Annotated in this window: 21 protein-coding genes and 1 pseudogene; 19 read left to right on the forward strand and 3 right to left on the reverse strand. The window is 63.1% G+C overall.

What is annotated here, in order from left to right; all coding sequences use genetic code 11:
• Positions 1-167: 167 nt before the first annotated feature.
• Positions 168-1,232, forward strand: a complete 1,065-nt coding sequence (gene ruvB, locus ACHMXE_RS15305) for a Holliday junction branch migration DNA helicase RuvB (protein WP_395350033.1) — start codon at positions 168-170, stop codon at positions 1,230-1,232.
• Positions 1,233-1,245: 13 nt separating this feature from the next.
• Positions 1,246-2,214, forward strand: coding sequence for a CDF family Co(II)/Ni(II) efflux transporter DmeF (dmeF, locus tag ACHMXE_RS15310; protein ID WP_395350034.1), 969 nt, complete (start codon positions 1,246-1,248; stop codon positions 2,212-2,214).
• Positions 2,215-2,245: 31 nt separating this feature from the next.
• Here the strand turns inward: dmeF and ACHMXE_RS15315 are convergent.
• Positions 2,246-3,985, reverse strand: a pseudogene (locus ACHMXE_RS15315) (lysoplasmalogenase family protein).
• A 180-nt stretch (positions 3,986-4,165) separates the two neighbouring features.
• On the opposite strand from ACHMXE_RS15315, the gene ACHMXE_RS15320 reads away from it, so the two are divergent.
• On the forward strand, positions 4,166-4,948 hold the full coding sequence (locus tag ACHMXE_RS15320; protein ID WP_395350035.1) for a UDP-2,3-diacylglucosamine diphosphatase: 783 nt from the start codon (positions 4,166-4,168) through the stop codon (positions 4,946-4,948).
• 12 nt (positions 4,949-4,960) lie between these two features.
• Here ACHMXE_RS15320 and ACHMXE_RS15325 read toward each other — a convergent pair whose 3' ends face one another.
• Entirely contained in the window at positions 4,961-5,884 is a 924-nt protein-coding gene (locus tag ACHMXE_RS15325; protein WP_395350036.1) for a LysR family transcriptional regulator, read from the reverse strand.
• Between the two features lie 131 nt (positions 5,885-6,015).
• Between ACHMXE_RS15325 and ACHMXE_RS15330 the strand changes: the two genes are divergently transcribed.
• Positions 6,016-6,717 (forward strand): SDR family NAD(P)-dependent oxidoreductase, encoded by a 702-nt coding sequence (locus ACHMXE_RS15330; RefSeq protein ID WP_395350037.1) that lies wholly within the window; start codon positions 6,016-6,018, stop codon positions 6,715-6,717.
• 16 nt (positions 6,718-6,733) lie between these two features.
• Here ACHMXE_RS15330 and ACHMXE_RS15335 read toward each other — a convergent pair whose 3' ends face one another.
• On the reverse strand, positions 6,734-6,943 hold the full coding sequence (locus ACHMXE_RS15335; RefSeq protein ID WP_281080921.1) for a hypothetical protein: 210 nt from the start codon (positions 6,941-6,943) through the stop codon (positions 6,734-6,736).
• A 205-nt stretch (positions 6,944-7,148) separates the two neighbouring features.
• On the opposite strand from ACHMXE_RS15335, the gene ACHMXE_RS15340 reads away from it, so the two are divergent.
• The 15 genes from ACHMXE_RS15340 (at position 7,149) to ACHMXE_RS15410 (ending at position 21,350) form a co-directional block, all read left to right on the forward strand.
• Positions 7,149-7,379, forward strand: a complete 231-nt coding sequence (locus tag ACHMXE_RS15340) for a hypothetical protein (RefSeq protein ID WP_209543767.1) — start codon at positions 7,149-7,151, stop codon at positions 7,377-7,379.
• Positions 7,380-7,665: 286 nt separating this feature from the next.
• Positions 7,666-9,099: a tyrosine-type recombinase/integrase gene (locus ACHMXE_RS15345; protein ID WP_395350038.1), complete on the forward strand. Its 1,434-nt coding sequence runs from the start codon at positions 7,666-7,668 to the stop codon at positions 9,097-9,099.
• Between the two features lie 477 nt (positions 9,100-9,576).
• Positions 9,577-10,185 carry a hypothetical protein gene (locus ACHMXE_RS15350; RefSeq protein ID WP_395350039.1) on the forward strand — a complete coding sequence of 203 codons (609 nt, stop codon included), beginning with the start codon at positions 9,577-9,579 and terminating at the stop codon, positions 10,183-10,185.
• A gap of 423 nt (positions 10,186-10,608) precedes the next feature.
• Positions 10,609-10,800, forward strand: coding sequence for a hypothetical protein (locus tag ACHMXE_RS15355; protein WP_395350040.1), 192 nt, complete (start codon positions 10,609-10,611; stop codon positions 10,798-10,800).
• Positions 10,801-10,927: 127 nt separating this feature from the next.
• Positions 10,928-11,758 (forward strand): hypothetical protein, encoded by an 831-nt coding sequence (locus ACHMXE_RS15360; protein ID WP_395350042.1) that lies wholly within the window; start codon positions 10,928-10,930, stop codon positions 11,756-11,758.
• Between the two features lie 84 nt (positions 11,759-11,842).
• A complete protein-coding gene (locus ACHMXE_RS15365) occupies positions 11,843-12,088 on the forward strand; it encodes a helix-turn-helix transcriptional regulator (RefSeq protein ID WP_395350044.1) in 246 nt (81 codons plus the stop codon).
• A gap of 284 nt (positions 12,089-12,372) precedes the next feature.
• Entirely contained in the window at positions 12,373-12,537 is a 165-nt protein-coding gene (locus tag ACHMXE_RS15370; protein ID WP_395350046.1) for a hypothetical protein, read from the forward strand.
• A 184-nt stretch (positions 12,538-12,721) separates the two neighbouring features.
• Positions 12,722-13,648: a toprim domain-containing protein gene (locus ACHMXE_RS15375; RefSeq protein ID WP_395350048.1), complete on the forward strand. Its 927-nt coding sequence runs from the start codon at positions 12,722-12,724 to the stop codon at positions 13,646-13,648.
• Positions 13,645-14,676, forward strand: a complete 1,032-nt coding sequence (locus ACHMXE_RS15380; RefSeq protein WP_395350049.1) for an AAA family ATPase — start codon at positions 13,645-13,647, stop codon at positions 14,674-14,676. Before ACHMXE_RS15375 ends, ACHMXE_RS15380 begins: the two co-directional genes overlap by 4 nt.
• A 138-nt stretch (positions 14,677-14,814) precedes the next feature.
• On the forward strand, positions 14,815-15,186 hold the full coding sequence (locus ACHMXE_RS15385; RefSeq protein WP_395350050.1) for a hypothetical protein: 372 nt from the start codon (positions 14,815-14,817) through the stop codon (positions 15,184-15,186).
• Between the two features lie 295 nt (positions 15,187-15,481).
• Positions 15,482-15,868, forward strand: coding sequence for a hypothetical protein (locus ACHMXE_RS15390; protein WP_395350051.1), 387 nt, complete (start codon positions 15,482-15,484; stop codon positions 15,866-15,868).
• Positions 15,865-16,407, forward strand: coding sequence for an aspartyl/asparaginyl beta-hydroxylase domain-containing protein (locus ACHMXE_RS15395; protein WP_395350052.1), 543 nt, complete (start codon positions 15,865-15,867; stop codon positions 16,405-16,407). The genes ACHMXE_RS15390 and ACHMXE_RS15395 overlap by 4 nt, the downstream gene beginning before the upstream one ends.
• A 2-nt stretch (positions 16,408-16,409) precedes the next feature.
• Entirely contained in the window at positions 16,410-17,588 is a 1,179-nt protein-coding gene (locus tag ACHMXE_RS15400; protein ID WP_395350053.1) for a hypothetical protein, read from the forward strand.
• A gap of 238 nt (positions 17,589-17,826) precedes the next feature.
• A complete protein-coding gene (locus ACHMXE_RS15405; protein ID WP_395350054.1) occupies positions 17,827-18,900 on the forward strand; it encodes a hypothetical protein in 1,074 nt (357 codons plus the stop codon).
• Entirely contained in the window at positions 18,900-21,350 is a 2,451-nt protein-coding gene (locus tag ACHMXE_RS15410; RefSeq protein WP_395350057.1) for a lytic transglycosylase domain-containing protein, read from the forward strand. The genes ACHMXE_RS15405 and ACHMXE_RS15410 overlap by 1 nt, the downstream gene beginning before the upstream one ends.
• The last annotated feature ends 45 nt before the right edge of the window (positions 21,351-21,395 follow it).

Here is a 21,395-nt window from a genome sequence, read left to right on the forward strand (position 1 = left end):
GGTCGGCGCATTCTGCCAGTGCATGGCAGGCGCCTCGTAGGCGCAGGCCGCGCCTGCGAAAGCCCGCGAATGCTTGCTAATGGCCGCGAAAGGCCCTCGTGGCGCCGGGGCCGCGGCCCCTCCGCAACGGCGATGCAGCCACTAAACTCGCCGCACCCCCCGCGCCCATGACCATCCAGACCGACGACTTCGCCCCCGCCCCGCAACGCGTGGTGTCCGCCGCGCCCGCCTCGCCCAACGAGGAGGCGATCGAGCGGGCCCTGCGCCCCAAGCTGCTCGACGAGTACGTCGGCCAGGCCAAGGTGCGCGAGCAGCTCGAGATCTTCATCGGCGCCGCGCGCAAGCGCCGCGAGGCGCTCGACCACGTGCTGCTGTTCGGCCCGCCGGGCCTGGGCAAGACCACGCTGTCGCACATCATCGCGGCCGAGCTCGGCGTGAACCTGCGCCAGACCTCGGGCCCGGTGCTCGAGAAGCCCAAGGACCTGGCGGCGCTCCTGACCAACCTCGAGCCCAACGACGTGCTGTTCATCGACGAGATCCACCGGCTCAGTCCGGTCGTCGAGGAAATCCTCTACCCGGCGCTCGAGGACTACCAGATCGACATCATGATCGGCGAGGGCCCGGCCGCGCGCAGCATCAAGCTCGACCTGCAGCCCTTCACGCTGGTGGGCGCCACCACGCGCGCGGGCATGCTGACCAATCCGCTGCGCGACCGCTTCGGCATCGTCGCGCGGCTGGAGTTCTACACGCCCGAGGAACTCGCGCTGATCGTGCGCCGCAGCGCCGGCCTGCTCAAGGTCGAGACCGACGAGACCGGCGGCTTCGAGATCGCGCGCCGCTCGCGCGGCACGCCGCGCATCGCCAACCGGCTGCTGCGCCGCGTGCGCGACTACGCCGAGGTCAAGGGCGACGGCCGCATCACCGAGGAGATCGCGCACAAGGCGCTGGCCATGCTCGACGTCGATCCGCAGGGCTTCGACCTGATGGACCGCAAGCTGCTCGAGGCCGTGGTGCACCGCTTCGACGGCGGCCCGGTGGGACTGGACAACGTCGCGGCCAGCATCGGCGAGGAGCGCGACACCATCGAGGACGTGATCGAGCCCTACCTGATCCAGCAGGGCTACCTGCAGCGCACGCCGCGCGGGCGCATCGCCACGCTGGCGGCCTACCGCCATCTCGGCGTGGCGCCGCCATCGAGCCGCACCGAGGGCCAGGACCTGTTCGGAACCTGAAGGACTTTTCGCCATGCACACCCATGACCTGAGCGCCTGGCAGCACGAGCACCACTTCGGCAGCGACAACGAACGCGCCGAGCGCAGCACGCGGCTCGTGATGTGGATCACCGCCGCGATGATGGCGCTCGAGATCGGCGCCGGCTGGTGGTTCAACTCGATGGCGCTGCTGGCCGACGGCTGGCACATGAGCTCGCACGCGCTGGCCATCGGCCTCAGCGCCTTCGCCTATGCGGCCGCGCGGCGCTATGCGCGCGACCCGCGCTTCGCCTTCGGCACCTGGAAGATCGAGGTGCTCGGCGGCTTCGCGAGCGCGCTGGTGCTGCTGGGCATCGCGGCGCTGATGGTGGTGGGTTCGCTCGAGCGGCTGTGGTCGCCGTCGGCGATCCACTATCCCGAGGCGATCTCGGTGGCGGTGCTGGGGCTGGTGGTCAACCTGGTCTGCGCGCGGCTGCTGGGCGGGGCGCACCACCACCCTGGCCACGACCACGGGCATGCGCACGCCCACGACCACGACCATCACCACGCGCACGGCGCGCATGGCCACGACCTGAACCTGCGCTCGGCCTACATCCACGTCGTGGCCGATGCCGCGACCTCGGTGCTCGCGATCGCGGCGCTGCTGGGCGGCTGGTTCTACGGCTGGGCCTGGCTCGACCCGGCGATGGGCATCGTCGGCGCGGTGCTGGTCGCGGTCTGGGCCAAGGGGCTGCTGAAGGAAACCGGCAAGGTGCTGCTCGACCGCGAGATGGACCACCCGGTGGCCGAGGAGATCCGCGAGGGCATCGAAACCGGCCTGGCCGATTCGCTCACGCGCGTGGCCGACCTGCACGTGTGGCGCGTGGGCCGCGAAGCCTATGCCTGCGCGCTGACGGTGGTGACCCATTCGGCCACGCTCACGGCCGACCAGGTGCGGGCCTGCTTCTCGATGCACGAGGAGATCCGGCACTCGACGGTCGAGATCCAGCGCTGCCACGATTGAAGTTCCTGCCCCTTCCCCAGGGCGGAAGGAGTCAAGGCCGCGCGTGCCTCACGATCAGCGTCTGCGCCACGTAGTAGGTCGCCAGCACCCACAGCTGCGCCAGCGGCAGCGGCGCCACGAAGCGGTTGGTCGCGAGCAGCGCGTCGCTCAGCATGAAGAAGCAGGCGCCGGTCGCCACCCAGCCCGCGCCCCATCCAGCCGTTGTGTGGCGCAGCACGAAGGCCCGGCCCAGCGCCTGGGCCGCCATGCAGGCGATCACCAGCACGTAGAGCGCGACCGGAACGCGCAGCGCGACCGGCAGCCCGCCCTGCCACAGGAAGGCGTACATCGCCGCGCCGATCGCCAGCGTGACCGCCAGCGCCGCGGGCCGCGGGAAGAAGCCCACGCCGATGCGGAACACGCCGATGTAGGCCAGGTGCGCGAGCAGGAAGCACACGAGGCCGGGCACGAACAGCGAGGCCGGGCCCATCAGCAGCACGTCGCCCGCGAGCGAGCCGACGAGGCCCGCGACCAGCAGCACATCGAAGCGCGTCATGCCGCCGGGCCGCGCCAGCGCGCGCGCCGCGCGGCGATGAAGACCGCGATCGCGAGCGCCAGCGGCTTGGTCGCGTGGTGCAGCCAGGGCAGGCCGAGCGCGGCGCTCGCGGTCGCCAGTGCCGCGGCTTCCACCAGCAGGGCCTCGGCGATCGAGAGTCGGCCCTGCAGCACGCCGCCGATGGCCCACAGCGCGGCGGTGAGCGCGGCCAGCCACACGGCCGAGCGCGAGAGCGGCAAGCCGTCGGAGAACCAGAGGAACACCGCCACGGCCGCGAGCAGCAGCAGGAACTGCACGCCCGCGAACCACTGCGCGCCGCGGCCCACTTCGGGCTCGTAGCGCCGCACCTGCGCGATGTCGAAGGCCGGTTTCGGAAAGCGCGCCGCCACGTCGGCCGGCCGCCAGCCCGGCGGCTTGAGCCACACGCGCAGCTTGTCGCCCCAGCTGCGCGCATGCCATGAATCCCTGGCCAGGCCCCAGTAGACCTCGGCGTTGGCCCACAGCGGGTCCCAGCTCGCGAGCGGGCTGCGCGTGCCGTAGACGCAGCGCTCGTCCTCTTCCTTGAAGCTGCCGAACAGCCGGTCCCACACGATCAGGATGCCGCCGTAGTTGCGGTCGAGGTAGCGGTCGTTGACCGCGTGGTGCACCCGGTGGTTCGAGGGCGAGCAGAACCAGCGGTCGAACCAGCCGAGCTTGCCGACCTGCTCGGTGTGGACCCAGAACTGGTAGAGCAGGTCGACCAGCGCGACCACGGCGAACACCAGCGGCGGCACGCCCGCGGCCGCCATCGGCATATAGAAGATCCAGCCCAGCAGCGCGCCGCTCGAGGTCTGGCGCAGCGCGGTCGAGAGGTTGTAGTGCTGGCTCTGGTGGTGCACCACGTGCGCGGCCCACAGCACGGCCGACTCGTGGCCCATGCGGTGCAGCCAGTAGTAGCAGAAGTCGTAGAACACCAGCGCCAGCAGCCAGCCGTACCAGGTGGTCCAGAAGTCGGTGTCGGGGAACAGCGCCACGGCCGAGTACACCGCGGTGTAGATGCCCACGCGCAGGAGGCCGGTGAGCACCGCGCTGATCTGGCTCAGCATGCCCAGGCCGATGCTGTTCGACCGCGTCGGCGAGGCGGTAGGTGTCCTGCCCCGTGCCGCGGCGCGCGCGCACGCGGCCGACCGCGAACTCGATCGCGATCAGCAGGAAGAAGACGGGGGTCGCGAGGACGATGATCTGGCCGGGACGCATCGCGCGATTGTGGGCCGCGCACGCGTGGGGACGTCATCGGGATGTCACGCACTTGCCATGGCCAGGTCACGCAAGACAGCCAACCTATAGCTCCATGCAACGCGACGATGCTTTTCTGCGCGCATGGCGCGACACCGATGCCCGCCCCCCGAGGCGGAGGACGATGACGTTTCGCGGCCGATGCAGCGGTTTCGAACGTTGTGGATCTCCGACCTGCACCTCGGAACGCCAGGCTGCCAGGCCCGGGCGCTGCTGGACTTCCTCAAGCACACCGAGTGCGAGACCCTGTTCCTGGTCGGCGACATCATCGACGGCTGGCAGCTCAAGCGGCACTGGTACTGGCCGCAGGCGCACAACGACGTGATCCAGAAGCTGCTGCGCAAGGCCCGCAAGGGCACGCGCGTGATCTTCATCCCGGGCAACCACGACGAGTTCGCGCGCAAGTACCTGAACCACAACTTCGGCGGCATCGACGTCGCCGAGGAATGGATCCACGAGACCGCCGACGGCCGCAAGCTCTGGATCATCCACGGCGACCTGTTCGACGGCGTGATCCAGTGCGCCAAGTGGCTGGCCTACGTGGGCGACTCGCTCTACGAGTTCACGCTCAAGCTCAACCGCCACCTCAACTCGATGCGCGCGCGCCTGGGGCTGCCGTACTGGTCGCTGTCGAAGTACCTCAAGGGCAAGGTCAAGCGCGCCGTGAGCTACGTCGGCGACTTCGAGAACGCCGTGGCGCGCGAGGCCCGCAACCGCGGCGCGCAGGGCGTGGTCTGCGGCCACATCCACCATGCCGAGATGCGCGACATCGACGGCATCCTCTACTGCAACGACGGCGACTGGGTCGAGAGCCTCACGGCGCTGGCCGAGCATGCGGACGGGCGGCTCGAGATCATCGAGTGGTCGGCGCACATGCCGGTGCCGTCGAAGGTCGCGCCGGCACGCGAGGCCGTGGCGGCCTGAGACCCGTCCCGTTCAGGGATAGGCGGCTTCGCACAACGCCAGCACCTCGCCGCGCAGCCAGCGATGCGAGGCATCCTGGTCGAGCCGCGGATGCCAGATCGCCGAGACGTTGAAGGGCGGCGTGGGCACGGGCAGCTCGAAGTGCCGCAGGCCCAGGGCCGCGGCATGGCCGGGCGTGAAGGAATTGCCGAGGCAGGAGTGCGGGATGACGGCCAGCAGGTCCGACTGCCGCGCGACCTGCATCGCGTGGGTGTAGGCCGGCACCACCATCGCCACCTGCCGCGCAAGACCGAGCGAGGCCAGCGCTTCGTCGACCGGGTGGTCCATCTCGCCGGCGCGCGAGGCCACCACGTGGCCGCAGGCCGCATAGCGTTCGGCGGCGATCTCCGCCGCGTCGAGCAGCGGATGGCCGCTGCGGCACACGCCCACGTAGCGGTCGCGGAACAGCCGGCGCGTGCGCAGTTCGGGCGCCGTGGTTTTCACCGTGCCGATCTCGAGGTCGATTCCGCCCTCGCGCAGCGGCCGGGCGTCCCAGTCGGGCTTGGGCGCGAAGCGAAGCCGCACCCGCGGCGCGGCCTGCCGGATGCGTGCCAGCAGGGGCGCGGCGAGCAGGTCGATGAAGCCCTCGCCGACGCGCAGCGTGAAGCACTGGTCGAGCGTGGCGATCTGCAGCGCATGGTCGGCCGGGGCCAGCGCGGCCTGCGCCTCGCGCGCGAGTGCCGGGATGCGTTCGCGCAGTTGCATCGCGTAGGGCGTGAGCACCAGGCCGCGGCCGGCCTGCAGCAACAGCCGGTCGCCCGTGGCCTCGCGCAGGCGCGTGAGCGTGCGGCTCATGGCGGACACGCTGAGCTCGAGCCGCCGCGCCGCGCCGGTCACGCTGCCCTCCGTCAGCAGGGCATCGAGGGCGGGCAGCAGATTGAGGTCGACGCGCGGCATGGCGCCAGCATAGGGCCGAAGCGACGATATGTGGCGTCAGGCGCAATCGTTGGTTGCAGGCCAGGCGTCTGGTGCAAACGGGAGCCCGTTCCCAGAATGGGTGACATCGCAGCCAACAAGGAGCACGCCTCATGTCCCATCCTCGCCACAGCATCCTCGTCGTCGGCGCCTCGCGTGGCCTCGGCCATGCCATCGCGGCCGAATTCCTCACGAAAGACTGGAACGTCATGGGCACGGTCCGCGGAACGGCCCGCACCCTGCTGCACGACCTGGCCGACGCGCATCCCGGCCGCGTCGAGATCGAGTCGCTCGACATCACGCATCCCGGCCAGATCCAGGCCCTGCGCGAGCGGCTGGCGGGCCGCGTGTTCGACATCCTGTTCGTCAATGCCGGCACCACCAACCCCGATCCGACCCAGACCATCGGCGAGGTGTCGACCGAGGACTTCGTGAACCTCATGGTCGCCAATGCGCTGAGCCCGATGCGGGTGGTGGAAAGCCTCGCGGGCAACGTCCCGCCGGACGGCCTGATCGGCGTCATGTCGTCGGGGCAGGGCAGCATCGCCGACAACGAGACGGGCCAGCGCGAGGTCTATCGCGGCAGCAAGGCGGCGCTGAACCAGTTGCTGCGCAGCTTCGCCGCGCGCCAGGCCGGAACGCCGCGTGCCCTGCTGGCGATGGCGCCCGGCTGGGTGCGCACCGAGCTCGGCGGGCCCGAGGGCCGGCTGACGATCGGGCAGAGCGTGCCGAGCCTGGTGGAGGTGATGCTCGCGAAGCGCGGCCGGCCCGGGCTGGAGTACCTGGACTACCGGGGGCGGACGGTGGCCTGGTGAGCGGCGCGGACCACGCTCAAGGCGGGGCGGCGTCCTCGTTGAGGCGTCGTCGGCCCAGCGGCGTGATGGCGAAGATCACCGCCGGGCGGGCGTCGGGCCGCTCCGGATTCGGCAGCTGCGCCTTGATCATCCCGGCGGCCTCCAGAACGATTGCGCTGCGGACGTCTTTCTCATCCGCGATGACCAGCGGGAACGAAGCGTCTTCGATGCGGCGAAGAAAGTCCATGGGCATTTCACGTCTCCAAGGCTGCTGCGCGCAGTTGCCGCGCAGACTGGACGCACGAAAAGAGACTCGAGCGTCACGAAACAGACTTTACGTCTGGTCGGCATTCACGGCGTGACATTTGTCACGTGGGGGCGCAATAATAAGGGCTAACCATTAATACGCAGGTATCAACACAATGTCGGTTTTTACCTGCTGTCAATGCAGCGTGACCCACCTGAACCGGGTCAAGCGCAGCACCTGGATGCGCTTCTTTCCCTGGCTTCGCGCCTACCAGTGCAGCAACTGCGGCAAGGTCCAGCTGCTGTCGCCGCGTGCGGTCAATGAAGCGCTGGCGGCCCATGCGTCGAGGGCCGCGCGCTACCCCGGGGCTCGGTCGAGCGAGCGCAAGGCGCCCGTGCTCGACGATGCGCCGAAGCGCAGTCCCGATATGAACTGAGGTACTGGCCAGTCGCCGGTGCAAGCCAGCGACAGGACCAAAGAAAAGCCCGCTGTCCGATGGACAGCGGGCTTCTCTTTTGTGTGGTGGCTCTTCACGGACTCGAACCGCGGACCTGTGGATTATGATTCCTCATATATGAGTGTTGATCGTTGTTGATTAATATTGATGGAGTCCATATAAATCAACAACTTACGATCGATTTTCTGGCTGGTGGTGGGTTTCGGCATTGATCGGAATTGATCTTGCATGATGTAATCCTCTTACATCCACCATTACAGCGAGCATGGCAAAGGTCGCCTTTACGGCTCCCCGTGTTGCGGGGTTCAAGTGTCCGCCGGACAAGCAACAGGCGTTCCTATGGGACGCGACAACCCCAGGGCTGGGCCTGCGAAGCACCCCCACCGGGAAGCCGTCGTACGTCTTCCAAGGTCTCTATCAAGGAAAAACCGTTCGCATCACCATCGGGAGCCCGGCGGTCTGGTCGATTCCAAACGCGCAGGTGAAGGCCCGCGAGTTGCAGCGTCAGATCGATGAGGGCTTAGATCCGCGTGAGGTGAAGCGAGACGCGATGGCCGAACGAGCAAGGAAGCGTGCGACAGAAGCCGCAGCGGCCGAACTAGCTCAGCGGGATGCCATCGCAGCAGCTACGAAAGTCGGTGATGTCTGGGAGGCGTACATCCAAGCGAGGCGTCCGCACTGGGGCGAGGCGCACTTTCGTGATCACGTGAAACTGGCGCGGCCGGGGGGCAAAGTGATCAAGCGTGGCACGGATGGTCGAGGGGTCACCATCGACATGCCACTGTTCAGCATGATGGGGATGCCTCTGCGGTCCCTCGACGCGGCGACTATCGAGGCCTGGGCGGCGACCGAAGCCAAGACCCGTCCCACCAGTGCGCGACTTGCATGGCGGCTGTTGAAGGTCTTCTTGAACTGGTGTGCCGAGCAACGGGAGTACGCAGATCTTGTTCCAGCCGGCAACATTGCGGCGACTCGCAAGGCTCGCCAAGCGCTCGGAAAGCCGAAAGTCAAGAACGACGCTCTCCTGCGAGAACAACTGCCTGGATGGTTTTCCGCGGTGCGCAGCATTTCCAACCCCATCATTTCCGCCGCGATTCAAGTCATGTTGCTGACAGGTGCCAGGCCCGGCGAAGTCCTGCAAATGCGGTGGGAGGATGTGAACACCAAGTGGCGCGGGCTGACGATCCGCGACAAGGTTGAAGGCGAGAGAGTTATCCCGTTGACGCCCTACGTGAGCCAGTTGCTGCTCGGGCTCCCTCGACGGAACGAGTGGGTTTTTGCCAGTTCCCGCATCGTGAAGATGGACCGCAAGAACATTCAGCGCCGTGCACGGCGCGCTGAACTGAATGGTGAAGTGCTCTTGGCTGGCGAGGTTCAGCAAGCCAGTGAGGCTGGACACATCCGTGAACCGCGTAGCCACCACGTTTCCGCATGCTCTACTGCTGGGATTGAAGGGCTGACATTCCACGGCTTGCGCAGAAGCTTCAAGAGCCTAACGGAGTGGCTGGACATTCCGGCCGGCGTAGTCGCCCAGATCATGGGCCACAAGCCGTCTGCGACCGCTGAGAAGCACTACACGGTGCGTCCTTTGGACCTGCTGCGTGTGCACCATGAGCGGATCGAGGGATGGATCCTCGAGCAAGCTGGCATCGTGTTTACGCCGACTGCAAAGACCAATACGCTGCAGGCGACGAACTAGCTTTTGACCGAGGCCACCAAAAGAATTTACAGGGGGGGGAAAAGTGATTGATGCAGATGTTGATTTGTCGCCATTTGACGAACACGTAGCTCGGCGGTTGATCCTTGGCTGTAAAGACTTTTTAACGCTCAGAGATGGGGGCGTGTGGCCGACCCAGCACTCGCTTGCGCATGTTGTCAACGGGGGGTGGAGGCCTTGCGATGAGTTGCCTGAGGAAGAGGCTGCAACCACAACAGCCAGTCCAGGGCTGCCCATCCCATTCACCGCTGGGCAGCTGGCGGCCTTCATGGTCGATGGTGCTGGAAGATCACTTTCTGAATACTTCGGCGAGATTGCCGACGGCTTTGAGGAGCTGGTGCTCGCACAGTTTCAAGATCACGAGCACCGAGCTGCGGAGGCGATCATCGACGCGTTCTCTGCATATCGAGAGGCCACCGACGTGGTCGGTCGCCAAAGGCTGACGACGGAGCGAACCTTGTGTCCTCGCTGGCGCCGAAGTTTGGTGCAACGTCTTCTACTGCTTCGCGTTCTCCCAACATGCGGCTGCGGATCGTCGACACAGGAGTCATCCCCTACGACGAGCTCGCTACGTGCCTTGCGCAGGCGCAGCAATTCGGAGATGAAGGCCTGATCACGGCGGTGAATGGATGGCGCGAAGTGCTGAGCGACGCTGCTGAGGCGAATCAGCTGATTGTGCGCAGCCGCGAAAGTCTTGCGGCTCAACCGTTCGATCGGCGTGCTCCGACGAAAGGCCTTCTCGTTACCGCCCCCGACCTCAAGAGCTATCTGACAAGCCTTGGAGGGCTGAAGCTAAGGACAGTTTCAGTTCTACCGCGTGCACGAGCACGTGCATCGGGTGACATTGAGAACCCGTGGAAGCGTCAAGCTCGTGATCGCGCCGAGGAGATTATTTTGGAGCAGGCGAACCGCGACCTTTACCCCTCCCAAGCGGCGGTCGCAGACCAGATCGCGCACGAGTTTCGGAAATCCGGAATCGTAGGAAGCGAAGGAAAACCGCTGACTGGTTCGTACATCAAGCGTCATGCTCTCAAGGGGATTTCCAGCGGCGTCAAAACACCGGTGTAGTCGCAGGCGTGTCAGGGCAAATGGGGCAACAGCAGGTCGAGTAGCGCTTGCCCCGCAGCGCCAAGGTTTGACGGCATGTTCGACCAGCCAAGAAAGCTTTGAGGGCAAGTCTTTCGCTGGGACAGTGAAGGCAGGCCAACTCATTGAATGGCGACGAATGAATCGCATGTCTGCCCAACCCGAAATCTTTCCCCCGCTTGAGATCGTCACGACGCCTTCAGTAAGCACCGCTGCGGCCGCGTTCTATCTGAATCGGCGACCCCAAACTCTACGCTCTTGGGCCATGAAAGACGGTATTGGTCCCTCCGCCCTCTGCGGATAAACGGACGCCTCGCATGGCGTACGTCTGAGCTTCGTCAACTGCTTGGCATCGTTCAAAAAAACCAGGTTGACTAGTTTTGTTTTCGGATATACGATTTCAAGATGAAAAACTCCGACTCTAAGCACGGCGGACCGGATCGTGGGCAGGGCCGAAAGCCGCTAGATCCGCAATCGGCTACGGTTTCCTTTCCTGTGAAGATGAGCATTGAGCAACGCGAAAAGCTCAAGCGCCTTGGGGGCGCGACGTGGGTACGAAAGAAGATCGACGTTGCCAAGGAGCCGACCCATGAGTAGCGGGGCGGCTGACGAATCTGCGGCCCCTGGCCGGCCAGCCTTGAGTCGAGACGAGCGCGCCAAACTACTTCGCGAGCATCTGAGGTCTAGGCGAGAACGTAGGGCAACGATTCGCCGCGATACATTCTTGAAGGAGTGGCTGGTCGAGGTGGAACAGATGCAGGAGGAATTTGCCGGCCTCGACGTGAGCGAAGAAGAAATGGAAGAACGGGCGGAATGGGCCGGGTTCCGCAGTGCGCGTGCTTGGAAAACGGCACGCGAGGATGTTCATAAGCTGTTGAAGAACTTCGTTCATGCAGTGCCGTTTCAAAAGCTCTGGGCCGCTCTGAAAGAAAATGATCAAGAGAGCGGCGAAATTTGGGGGTACGCTCCTGGCCCGGCGGGCGTGCCCAACAAGTTAGTCGAGGCGTTGCAGGCGTGGCACCAAGCACCGAAGTTCACTACGGCTGAGCGAAGAGCGCATTCGAAGAAGATCGCGGACGCATGCGAAAAACTTGAGGAGCTTTTAGGCCAACTCGAGCCGACCCATGAAATGGACAGTCAGTTCAGCAGGTTTCGATTTGTGGAGCTAGAGCAAGCTGAGGCAGTTTTCAAATGGTTTGAGACACCGACCGACCGGATGCAGAAGGATGCTCCTTTCGGCATGCAATGGCTGGCAAGCAGGAGGCTGCAGGGATGTGGCGTGGTGCCAATTTGGGCCGTCCGAAACATCAGGCACATGGCATCCAACCAAGCGCCAAACTCAAACCTTCTTCCCGCCAAAGTGCGTGCGAAAGCGGCCAAAAAAACCTATTTCATCGCGGTCGTCTCACAGGCGATTGACGCCGCTAACCCGTTTGGCAAACGACTATCTGTCGGCCCTCAGCTGATCGCCGATATCGTCGAACTCATTTCTGACATGGATTGCACCGCCGACGACGTGAGGAAAGCGGCGCCAAAACTGGTGCCGGAAGATTGAGCGCTAGGTTTCAAAGGAATCTTCCGAGGACAAATCGGGCCATGAGGGGACAGTAAGGGTCATCCGCTAAGGAGGCGGAACGACATGACCCAAGCTTCTTCTTTCGACCTTCTACCCGATAGTGCGTTTGTCCGCAAAGCCCAGCTGATTCGCAACTCGAAGCAGCCTGACTCGGCCGCTCCCCTCCCGTTCAGCGCAAAGACGCTTCATCGAAAAGTTCGTGCGGGCACTTTTCCCGCGCCCTGCAAGCTTTCCAAAGGGGTGAAGGCTTGGAAGGTAGGCGATGTTCGCTCCTGGATGGAGATGCAATCGCGGGGGGTGAACGAGTGACTTTCGAAGCACAACCCCTCGACAGTCATTTCCCGCCGTGCCTCCGCAGCGAGTCGAGGACCACTGTGGACACGGCCACGGCTGCCTACTACCTCAACCGCCGTGCGCAAACGCTGCAGAAATGGGCCTGTCTTGGAACCGGCCCAATCACGCCGAAGAGAGTCTATGGACGCTTGGCTTGGCCGGTAAGCGAGATCAGGAAGCTGCTGGAGGTGACGGAATGAGTGCCTCCAGATTCCCAGTGAGCTTGGTCCCATGGGGTGACCAGCAAATTCCTACATCTCATGGCCGAACAGCGGGCCAACGAAGCGCTCGCGATCTCGAGGGAATTCACGCTCACCAATGAAATCGAGCGATGGATTGACGGCCGGACCTGGATCGTTACCCAGATCGACTACTTCGAACTCGCCCGGCTCCTGGAAAAAGTGCGAGAGGAGCAGCAGGAATGAACGCACTCTTGAACACCAAGTGCGGGAGGAAAGAACCCCTCGCGCCGTTAGCAGCGCGAAGGGACTTTCAAAATCAAGCCGGGATGCCTGATTTTAGCGGTGCCTCTGAAAAGAACAATCCTCGTTGGAGCAGCTTTCGTGACTTGGCAACTCACGGACGGCTCGTCGCCGAATGGGAGGCGCGATGAACGCTTTAGACATGTTCCGCTGCGCCATAGATGCATCCGGCATGACGGCGCCGGAGACCATCATCGGCGATGGTCGACTTCATCGTTTCAGCCCGACGGGCAAGAAGCGCGACGACGCCGGTTGGTACGTCCTCCACCTGGACAATGTCCCGACCGGCGTGTTTGGAAACTGGCGCGACGGGTTTCAACAGCGCTGGTGTATCAAGCAAGACAACGAATTGATGCCGAGCGAACGCCAGGCGCTTCGGCAGCAGGCCGCCGCGTCGCAGCGTTTGCGAGATCAAGAGTGCCAGCGGCGCCAAGCCATCGCCGCCAAGCGATCGGCAGACCTTTGGGCAAGCGGTGTGCAAGCGACTGGCCATCCATACCTCACCGCGAAACGCGTCTGTTCCTACGGATTGCGAGTGGGAACGTGGGAGAAATTCGACCCCGAATCTGGCGAGACGGAATTGCTCTCGAACGTGCTGTACGTTCCGATGCGTGACACCGCTGGGGCGTTGTGGAGCCTCCAGGGGATAACTGAGCAGGGCAGAAAGCTTTTCCTGCCAGGAGGACGGGTGAAGGGCTGCTATCACTCGATCGGTCGGCCTTCCGGGAAGATTGTGATCGCTGAGGGCTATGCAACGGCCGCAACAATTCATAGCGAAGCAGCCCATCCGGTCGCTGTTGCGTTCAATGCGGCGAATCTTCTTTCGGTGTCAGAGGCTCTACGGGCCAAATATCCATGCCTGACGATCGTTCTCGCTGCGGATGACGACTGGAAAACAGACGGGAACCCTGGGATGGCGTACGCGACGGAGGCGGCCCGGCGGATTGGAGGGTTGCTCGCAAAGCCCAATTTCGATGGGCTTACCAGAGGCGATAAAGACACGGACTTCAATGACTTGCACCGCCTAGCGGGAACGATCGAGGTGTCCGTATGAACGCCGTGGCCTCGATCATTGACGCCGCTGAAGCGGTTCCCGGCGATGGAGTGGTCCTGGAGCGCGCATCCAGCATCAAGGTTATGCCGGTCTCCTGGCTTTGGCAGGATTGGCTGGCCCGAGGCAAGCTCCATCTACTCGCCGGCGCGCCAGGCCAGGGCAAGACAACTATCGCTCTTGCGATGGCTTCCACTGTTTCGAGTGGCGGACGTTGGCCAGACGGCAAGCGCTGCACGCCCAGCGATGTTGTGATCTGGTCCGGCGAGGACGATGCCGCGGATACCTTGGTTCCGAGACTCATGGGCATGGGCGCAAATCTTGACCGGATTCATTTTGTGCAAGGCGCTCGGGTGAATGGCGAGGTAGTGCCGTTCGATCCTGCTCGTGACATGCCCTACCTTGAGGCCGCAGTGAAGGCAATCGGAGATATCGGCCTGCTGATCGTGGACCCGATTGTTTCCGCCATTGCAGGCGACTCGCACAAGAACAGTGAAGTCCGCCGAGGGATGCAGCCCCTGGTCGACCTTGCGTCTACTTTGAAGGCAGCAGTGGTGGGGATCACCCATCTTTCAAAGGGAACGATGGGACGGGATCCCACGGAGCGCGTAACCGGATCGATCGCCTTCACCGCAGTCGTTCGTGTAGTTCTGCTCGCAGCGAAAGTGAAGGGCGACGACGGAGAGGACAAAAGAATTCTCGTGCGTAGCAAGTCGAACATCGGTCCCGACACGGGAGGCTTTGAGTATCACGTCGAGCAGACGGAAGCTCAGCCTGGCGTTCCGACCTCGATAGTTACGTGGGGCGCTCCCATCGTGGGCACCGCTCGAGAACTGCTTGCGGACGCCGAGGCTGAATCCGGCGGTGCAGGTAGTGCTCAGGATTCGGCAGAAGCCTTCCTGCGCGACCTGCTGGTCAACCTCACTCCTACGGCGACGGTCAAGAAGGAAGCTCAGGAGGCGGGTCACGCGTGGGGAACGGTCCGCCGGGCCGCTGATGCGCTCCAGGTGATCCGAAAGAAGGGTGGATGAATGACGGCTGGTACTGGAGCCTTCCCGAAGGTGCTCAAAATATCCGAAGGTGCTCACAAAAAATTATGAGTACCTTCGGAAAGATCTGAGCACCTTCGGCAGCCAGGACGATTTCGCGGACGATCAGGAGGTGAGGGTATGAGTCCCGCTGAAATCTGCCGGACCATCCGCGAAGCCGGCGTGACCCTGAGGCTGGATGGTGACAGTTCTGCCCTTAAGCCGGCCCAGCTTCTAAACACCGAGCTTTTGGAGTTGATCAAGGCGAACAAGCCCGAGATCGTCGATTTCCTGCTGGAGGCCCACAGCACTGCCTCGAGCCTCATGGCAGCGGCAATGGCGGCATGTGATCACTACGGCGATGGAGAAGTAGCCAGAGAACAGATGCGGGAGGACATCACAAACACTCCTGCGCACCTGCGGCCAGAGCTACTTGCTCACTTCCGCCAAGCGTATGGAGGTCGGGGTAATCGAGCCGCTCGAATGAAGACCTTCTCGAAGCAATCAGGCTGACGTCGAACAGGCTCCATCTCTTCGCCACGCAACAGGGATTCGTCATCTCTGGCGACCTTCGGGTCAATGAGAAAGCTGCCGCCATCCTGCTGGGATATTCGGCTGGGCATTTGAAGGCGTTGCGTCAGCAAGGCAACGGGCCGCATGTTTACGCCCTCGGGTAGACGGCGGAAGATTCAGCTACCGACTTAACGATTTGGCCTCGTGGGTTGAAATGGCATCTACATAAAGGCAACGACAGATAACGACAGCTATCCGGATGGAAGTGGGGCGTGTAACGGAGGAGAGTACATGCATGCCATCATTCGATCACGCATTGAGTACAGCGGCGCGGGAATCCGTCGCCGACATCCACCATCATTTCGGCGGCGGCGTGTACGCGAAGGAAACGCACGTTCCGGCCGGCATGTGGCTCGTTCAGCACAAGCACAAGCACGACCATCTTTCGATCCTTTCCTCGGGCACTGTGGAAGTGTTCGTCGAAGGACAGCGAACTGAGATGGTGGGCCCCGCATGCATCTGCATCCCTGGCGGCGTGCACCATGGCATCCGGGCTATGACCGACGCCATCTGGTTCTGTGTTCACGCCACCGATTGCAAAGATGAAGATGAGGTAGATGACCTCCTTGTCGTGCCTTCAGACCCAACGGAGATTGCAACTCTCGGACGGGCAATGGCATGAGCCACATCAAGTTGCTGGCCCGAGGCCTCAATGTCGGCCCGATGCTTCGGGCGCTACAGGCTCACCCAGAGCTTTGGGACCAGAACAATGCACGCACGGTATCGGAAGATTCACCTCACCACGGGCTTTCAGACATCTGGGCACGCTACGCAGATCCCAAGACGGTGATGGAAGACGGATCGCATGACTCGGTCTGGTATCCGCCTGCGGAGGTTCTGCCGGTCAAGGAGCTGGTGTATCCGCTCATGCAGGCGGTGCAGGGTGACCGCCTCGGCGGGGTGCTCATTACACGCATCAAGCCGGGACAGATCTGCAAGCCTCATACGGACCCGGGCTGGCATGCCAGCTACTACCAGAAGTTCGCCATTCAGATCCAGAGTGCGCCAGGACAGGCCTTCCATTTTGAGGGGCAGTCCCTCGAGACGCAGCCGGGCGATCTCTTCTGGTTCGACAACGCTTACACGCACTGGGTCACGAATGACAGCCAGAGCGACCGCATCACCATGATCGTCTGCATCAAGACGGATAAGGAGGTCTAGATATGCCATGGGCAGCAGCAGGCGCTATCGGTGGCGCGCTTATCACTTCCAGTGCAGCCAGCGATGCGGCAGACGGCCAGCAAGCCGCTTCGCAGCAGTCGAACGCACTGCAGGCAATGATGTATGACAACAACGTCAAGTTGCAGGCGCCGACCATCAATGCCGGCAATTTGGCGCGAGACTCTTTGCTGTACCGGCTAGGCCTTTCCCGCACTGGCACCGCAGGAACGGGGTGGAACGCTTCTGGATCGAGTGCGCCCCGCCTACAAACAGAGCAGCAGATCCGAGACGAACTGCGCAGCCTCTACACCACGCCGACCTCATACGGCGGCGCTGCCCCTCGGCCGGCTAACTGGGACCAGATGTCTCACACGGAGCAACTAGGGTTCAATCTTTCCCAGTTGCAGCCCACGGGCAATGTCAAAGATGACCCGTACCATCAGATCCCTTATGGCGGGTCTACTGCGGGGACCTTCGATGAAGCCGCCTATGAGGCCGCCGTCAAGCAGCGCCTTGCAGAGCAGGAGCAAGCCAACCGGGACTACCAAGCGCAGATCGCGGGCGGACGGGAGTTCGGCGACCTAGCCGATCCCTTCAAGTTCAAGGATTTCAGCTACACGGGGGAAGATCTCTACAACGATCCCTCTTACCTTTTCAGGCTGCAACAAGGTCAAAAGGCCTTGGATCGGCAGGGCGCGGCGGCTGGGCGATTCCTGTCTGGATCGCAACTGCAAGCCAGTTCCAACTACAACCAGGGCGCTGCCTCGCAGGAGTTCCAGAACGCCTATCAGCGTGCCTTGGGAACGTTCTCGACCAACGAGGGCAACCGCTTCAACGCCTATCAAGCCAACTTCAACAACGCGGTGAATCCGCTGCTGTCGCTGGCTGGTGCTGCGACGCTCGGCTCTCAGAACCTTGGCAATGCCGGCGCCAATGTAGCGAACGCCATGGGCGCGAACCTGACGGCGAACGCTAATGCTCAGGGCGCAGCGGGCATCGCTGGGGCGAATGCGATAACCAATGGTCTCAACAACGCGGTAGGCGGTATTCGAACGAATGCTCTCTTGAACAACCTGCTCCAGAGAGACAACTGGTCGAGCATCAACAACAACGCCGCGGCGAGTGGATTCGGGAACACATTCCAGCAGAACGGCTTTTCTCTAGACCAGTCTTACGGCTGATCTTTGCCGAAGAAAATTTCACAGGAATAGACATGCCAGTCAGCGCCGATATCTACTCACAGATCCAACAACCGCAGCCGGTCAATCAGCTCGCTCAGCTTGCTCAGATGTACCAGCTCCAGAACCTAAAGCGGGAGGGGAACAGGCGGACAGTGCCGCGCAGCAGAAGAACCGGCTGTTCGCCCTAACCCAGGATCCTCAGTTCCGAGCCTCCACGGCGCAGGAGAAGGCAAACCGCTTGCTGGGTGAAGGCTACTTCAGAGAGGCTGGAGACGTCATCACCTCCGCTGCAGCAGCTAACAAAGACCAGCGAGCTGCGGATGCGGCCTCGCTGGATATGCAGTTGAAGAAAATGGAAGCGATGGGCCAGATCATGGCGGGTGTCCGTGACCAGGCAACGTACGACATCGCGCGGCAGCAGGCAGCTCAGATCTTCGGCCCGGAGGCTGCAGCGAAAATCAGTCCAATCTACAACGCTCAGGAAGTCGAGCAGCGGAAGGTGCAGGCGCTTGCGGTGAAGGATCGGCTAGAGCAACAGGTTCAGCTTCGTAGCCAAGACATCACGCGCCAGAACAACATCGACACCAACGCCACGTCTCGTGCAAACAATGCCGACAACCTGGCAATGCAGCGGCAGAAACTCGAATTTGATCGGGAGCAGCCACGTGGTCAAGTCGTCCAGACCGACAGCGGAACGATGCTGGTGGACCCTCGCACTGGTGTCGCGAGGCCGGTAACGGCTGGCGGCGTTCCTGTTCAAAAGCCGGGCAAGGACATCCCCGCGAACATCAACAAGTCGATCATCGACAACCAACAGAACATCAGCAAGATCGACAAAGCGATGGCTGACATCCGCGCAAGACCTGAATCTCTTGGCACGAGATACATGATCCCTGGGATGGAGACCGTCGGTCAGTACACCGATGCTGATGGTGTGCAAGCACGGGCCGGCGTCGCAGACATCGGATCTTTGATTCTGCACGACCGTTCGGGCGCTGCCGTGACTGCTTCGGAAACGCCGCGTTTGAAGCCGTTCATCCCGCAGGCCTCGGATCGCCCCGATGTGGCTCTCAAGAAGCTGCAGCGCTTCCGCGAGATCTACGCGGAGGAGGCTGGTCTACTGGCTCAGACCTACGGCAAGGACCAGGGCTACAGGGAGTCGCCTTTGCTTACGCAGGGGGCGGCTCCGAGAGGCATGGCCGGCGCAAAGACTGCCGGAGCACAGCGCATCACCGACAAGGCTGCATTTGATGCACTGCCGTCTGGGACCGTGTTTATTGCCCCTGACGGAACCACTCGGAGGAAGCCGTAATGCCGAACTGGTGGGACTCTGCGCCGAAGATCAACCCTTTCGATGTCGCGCTGTCGGCTGAAAACGTGACTGGGCCTCTGGCCGACCTTGCACGCAGCATCTACACGCAAGAATCGAGCGGCGGCCGAAACACGAAGACCTCGAATGCTGGCGCGGTAGGAGGCATGCAGATCTTGCCCGGCACCTTCAAGGGCGTGGCTGATAGCGGCTGGGACATCAACGACCCTATCCAGAACGCTCGGGCCGGCATCCGCTATGCCAAGCAGATGCTTGATCAGGCTGGCGGCAATGTGGCGCTGGCTGCGGCCGGCTACTACGGTGGTCCTGGGGGCCTTGAGAAGGCGCGCAAGGGCATCGCCGTCTCCGATCCGCGCAATCCGAACGCTCCCAACACGCTGGAGTATGGGCAGCAGGTTGCATCCAGAGTCCCCGGCAAGCAGCCTGCCGCGCCCTCCGGTGACTGGTGGGCTTCGGCTCCAGTTGTAGACGCTACCGAGGCGCCGGCACCGGCGCAGGAAGTCGCCACTCAGACGCCCAAGCGAGACCGCACCACGGCAGAGAAGATCATCGCCGCGGCTGGCTACGCCAACCCTGCAGGCCTCGCGCTGCAAGGCATCACTGATGGCAACTTCTCTATCGGTGCCGCTCGAGGTCTGAAAGACGTGGTGGACACGGGCGCCGAGCTTCTGGCACGCGGCTATGACAAGGTAACTGGTGGAGGCCCGAAGGTTTCGGATCTGGTCACTGGTCAGCCCTCGGGTGAAGCCGCTCGCGTGGCCGCAATGAACCAGCAGGGCAAGCAGGACTTCGCCAACACCTACGGCAATAGCACCGGCGCGAACGTCGGGCGCATCGCCGGGAACGTGGTCGCGACCTATCCTGTGGGTGGGCTCGTTGCTGCGCCTTTGAGGTTTGGCGCCACGGCGATTGCGGGGAGCGCGCCTGGTGCGGCCAACGTGCTCGCTCGGCTCGCCAGCGCGGCACAGACGGGTGGTATGACGGTGGGGCCTGGCGGTTCTGCCGCGAGCAATATGCTTCTTCGCGTGCTGGGCGGGGCCGGCACGGGTGGAGCAAGCGCGGCGCTTGTTGATCCGAACGCAGCCTCTTTCGGAGCACTTGTGGGCGGCGCTCTACCGCCTGCTATGCGTTTGGCCGGGGCGGCAGGCGGAGCCATTTCAGGAGTTTCGAGGTCGGCCCGTGACATCATGACCAGGGCCGGCCAAGAGCGAATCGCCTCGAACATCCTCCAGCGCTCGGCGACTGATCCTGTGCGAGCCGCAGAGAACCTGGCAGCAGCGCGTTCTGTCGTCCCTGGTAGCAATCCGACGATCGGGCAAGCAGCTCAGGATCCGGGACTTGCTCAGCTCGAACGCACGCTCGTAAACAACCCAGAAACCGCCGCCGCTCTACAAGCACGCTACGCGCAGCAGCGCGCGGCGCGTTCGGGAGCCATCGATGAGGTAGCGGCTACGACTCCGGGTAGCGGCAGCTATTACGACGACGTAGTCGAGGGGCGTCGAATCTTCGCCAACGAAGACTACGCGCGTGCTCGAGCTCAAGGGGTCGACCCTGAGATGGCCGCATCCATGCAAGCGGAGATCTCAAGCCTTCTCGAGCGCCCCTCTATCCGAACTGCGATCAATGATGCGAGGCGATTGGCCGCCGAGACCGGCGAAACGATCAACGACTTCGGTTCCGTGCAGGGCCTCGACTGGGTCAAAAAGGCTCTCGACAACCAAATCAGCAAGGCTACCAACGGGCCCACTTCCTCTATCGGGGCGGAAGACCTCCGAGCGCTCATGCAGACTCGGAGCGACCTCAATGCGACTCTGGAGCAGTTGGCGCCGGCATACCGAGAGGCCAACAGGAACTACGCTGCGATGTCGACGCAGATCAACGGCATGGACGTAGCTCGAGCCGTCGACCAAGCCTACTCACCTGTCGCGGGGAATTTCGGCCTCAGCGCCAAAGAGCATGGACATGCCTACATGAAGGCACTGCGCCGCGCACAAGACTCGGTCAGGCCTGCGACCGGACAAAATTTGGACATCGGGCAGACCCTCAGCACGGCAGACATCCACGCCCTCGAGAACGTCGCTCGGGACTTGGCCAGGAAAGAGTACTCGGAGACCGCCGGCAGGGCTGTGGGTTCTCCCACCGCGCAGAACATGCTGAGTCAGTACCTGGTGGATCGGGTGCTTGCCGATGCTGGCCTTCCGTCTGGCGCGGCGAACTCCACGCTTCTAAACTCACTGCTGCGGCCTGTTGAGTTCGCTGGCAAGCTTGCTGCCCCTAAGGTGACGAATCGGCTTGCAGAACTTGCTTTGTCGCCCGAAGAAGCTGCACTGGCGCTTCGGACCATCCAGGCCACGCGGCCGAGAGGGCTCTCGATGACGGCTCCAATGGCAGAACTTGCGTATCGCAGCCTTCCCCTAACGGGCGCTCAATGATGGGTCTAGCGCTTCAGCAGTCCGTAGATGAACGCTGCGCCCACC

Source organism: Variovorax sp. UC122_21 (assembly GCF_044056785.1).
Lineage (GTDB): Bacteria > Pseudomonadota > Gammaproteobacteria > Burkholderiales > Burkholderiaceae_C > Variovorax.

Bases quoted from the DNA above. Each gene is read 5' to 3' on its own strand.
- ruvB (WP_395350033.1), top strand. From the start codon at position 168: ATGACCATCCAGACCGACGACTTCGCCCCCGCCCCGCAACGCGTGGTG.
- dmeF (WP_395350034.1), top strand. From the start codon at position 1,246: ATGCACACCCATGACCTGAGCGCCTGGCAGCACGAGCACCACTTCGGC.
- ACHMXE_RS15320 (WP_395350035.1), top strand. From the start codon at position 4,166: ATGCAGCGGTTTCGAACGTTGTGGATCTCCGACCTGCACCTCGGAACG.
- ACHMXE_RS15325 (WP_395350036.1), bottom strand. From the start codon at position 5,884: ATGCCGCGCGTCGACCTCAATCTGCTGCCCGCCCTCGATGCCCTGCTG.
- ACHMXE_RS15330 (WP_395350037.1), top strand. From the start codon at position 6,016: ATGTCCCATCCTCGCCACAGCATCCTCGTCGTCGGCGCCTCGCGTGGC.
- ACHMXE_RS15335 (WP_281080921.1), bottom strand. From the start codon at position 6,943: ATGGACTTTCTTCGCCGCATCGAAGACGCTTCGTTCCCGCTGGTCATC.
- ACHMXE_RS15345 (WP_395350038.1), top strand. From the start codon at position 7,666: ATGGCAAAGGTCGCCTTTACGGCTCCCCGTGTTGCGGGGTTCAAGTGT.
- ACHMXE_RS15355 (WP_395350040.1), top strand. From the start codon at position 10,609: ATGAAAAACTCCGACTCTAAGCACGGCGGACCGGATCGTGGGCAGGGC.
- ACHMXE_RS15365 (WP_395350044.1), top strand. From the start codon at position 11,843: ATGACCCAAGCTTCTTCTTTCGACCTTCTACCCGATAGTGCGTTTGTC.
- ACHMXE_RS15370 (WP_395350046.1), top strand. From the start codon at position 12,373: ATGGCCGAACAGCGGGCCAACGAAGCGCTCGCGATCTCGAGGGAATTC.
- ACHMXE_RS15375 (WP_395350048.1), top strand. From the start codon at position 12,722: ATGAACGCTTTAGACATGTTCCGCTGCGCCATAGATGCATCCGGCATG.
- ACHMXE_RS15380 (WP_395350049.1), top strand. From the start codon at position 13,645: ATGAACGCCGTGGCCTCGATCATTGACGCCGCTGAAGCGGTTCCCGGC.
- ACHMXE_RS15385 (WP_395350050.1), top strand. From the start codon at position 14,815: ATGAGTCCCGCTGAAATCTGCCGGACCATCCGCGAAGCCGGCGTGACC.
- ACHMXE_RS15390 (WP_395350051.1), top strand. From the start codon at position 15,482: ATGCCATCATTCGATCACGCATTGAGTACAGCGGCGCGGGAATCCGTC.
- ACHMXE_RS15395 (WP_395350052.1), top strand. From the start codon at position 15,865: ATGAGCCACATCAAGTTGCTGGCCCGAGGCCTCAATGTCGGCCCGATG.
- ACHMXE_RS15400 (WP_395350053.1), top strand. From the start codon at position 16,410: ATGCCATGGGCAGCAGCAGGCGCTATCGGTGGCGCGCTTATCACTTCC.
- ACHMXE_RS15410 (WP_395350057.1), top strand. From the start codon at position 18,900: ATGCCGAACTGGTGGGACTCTGCGCCGAAGATCAACCCTTTCGATGTC.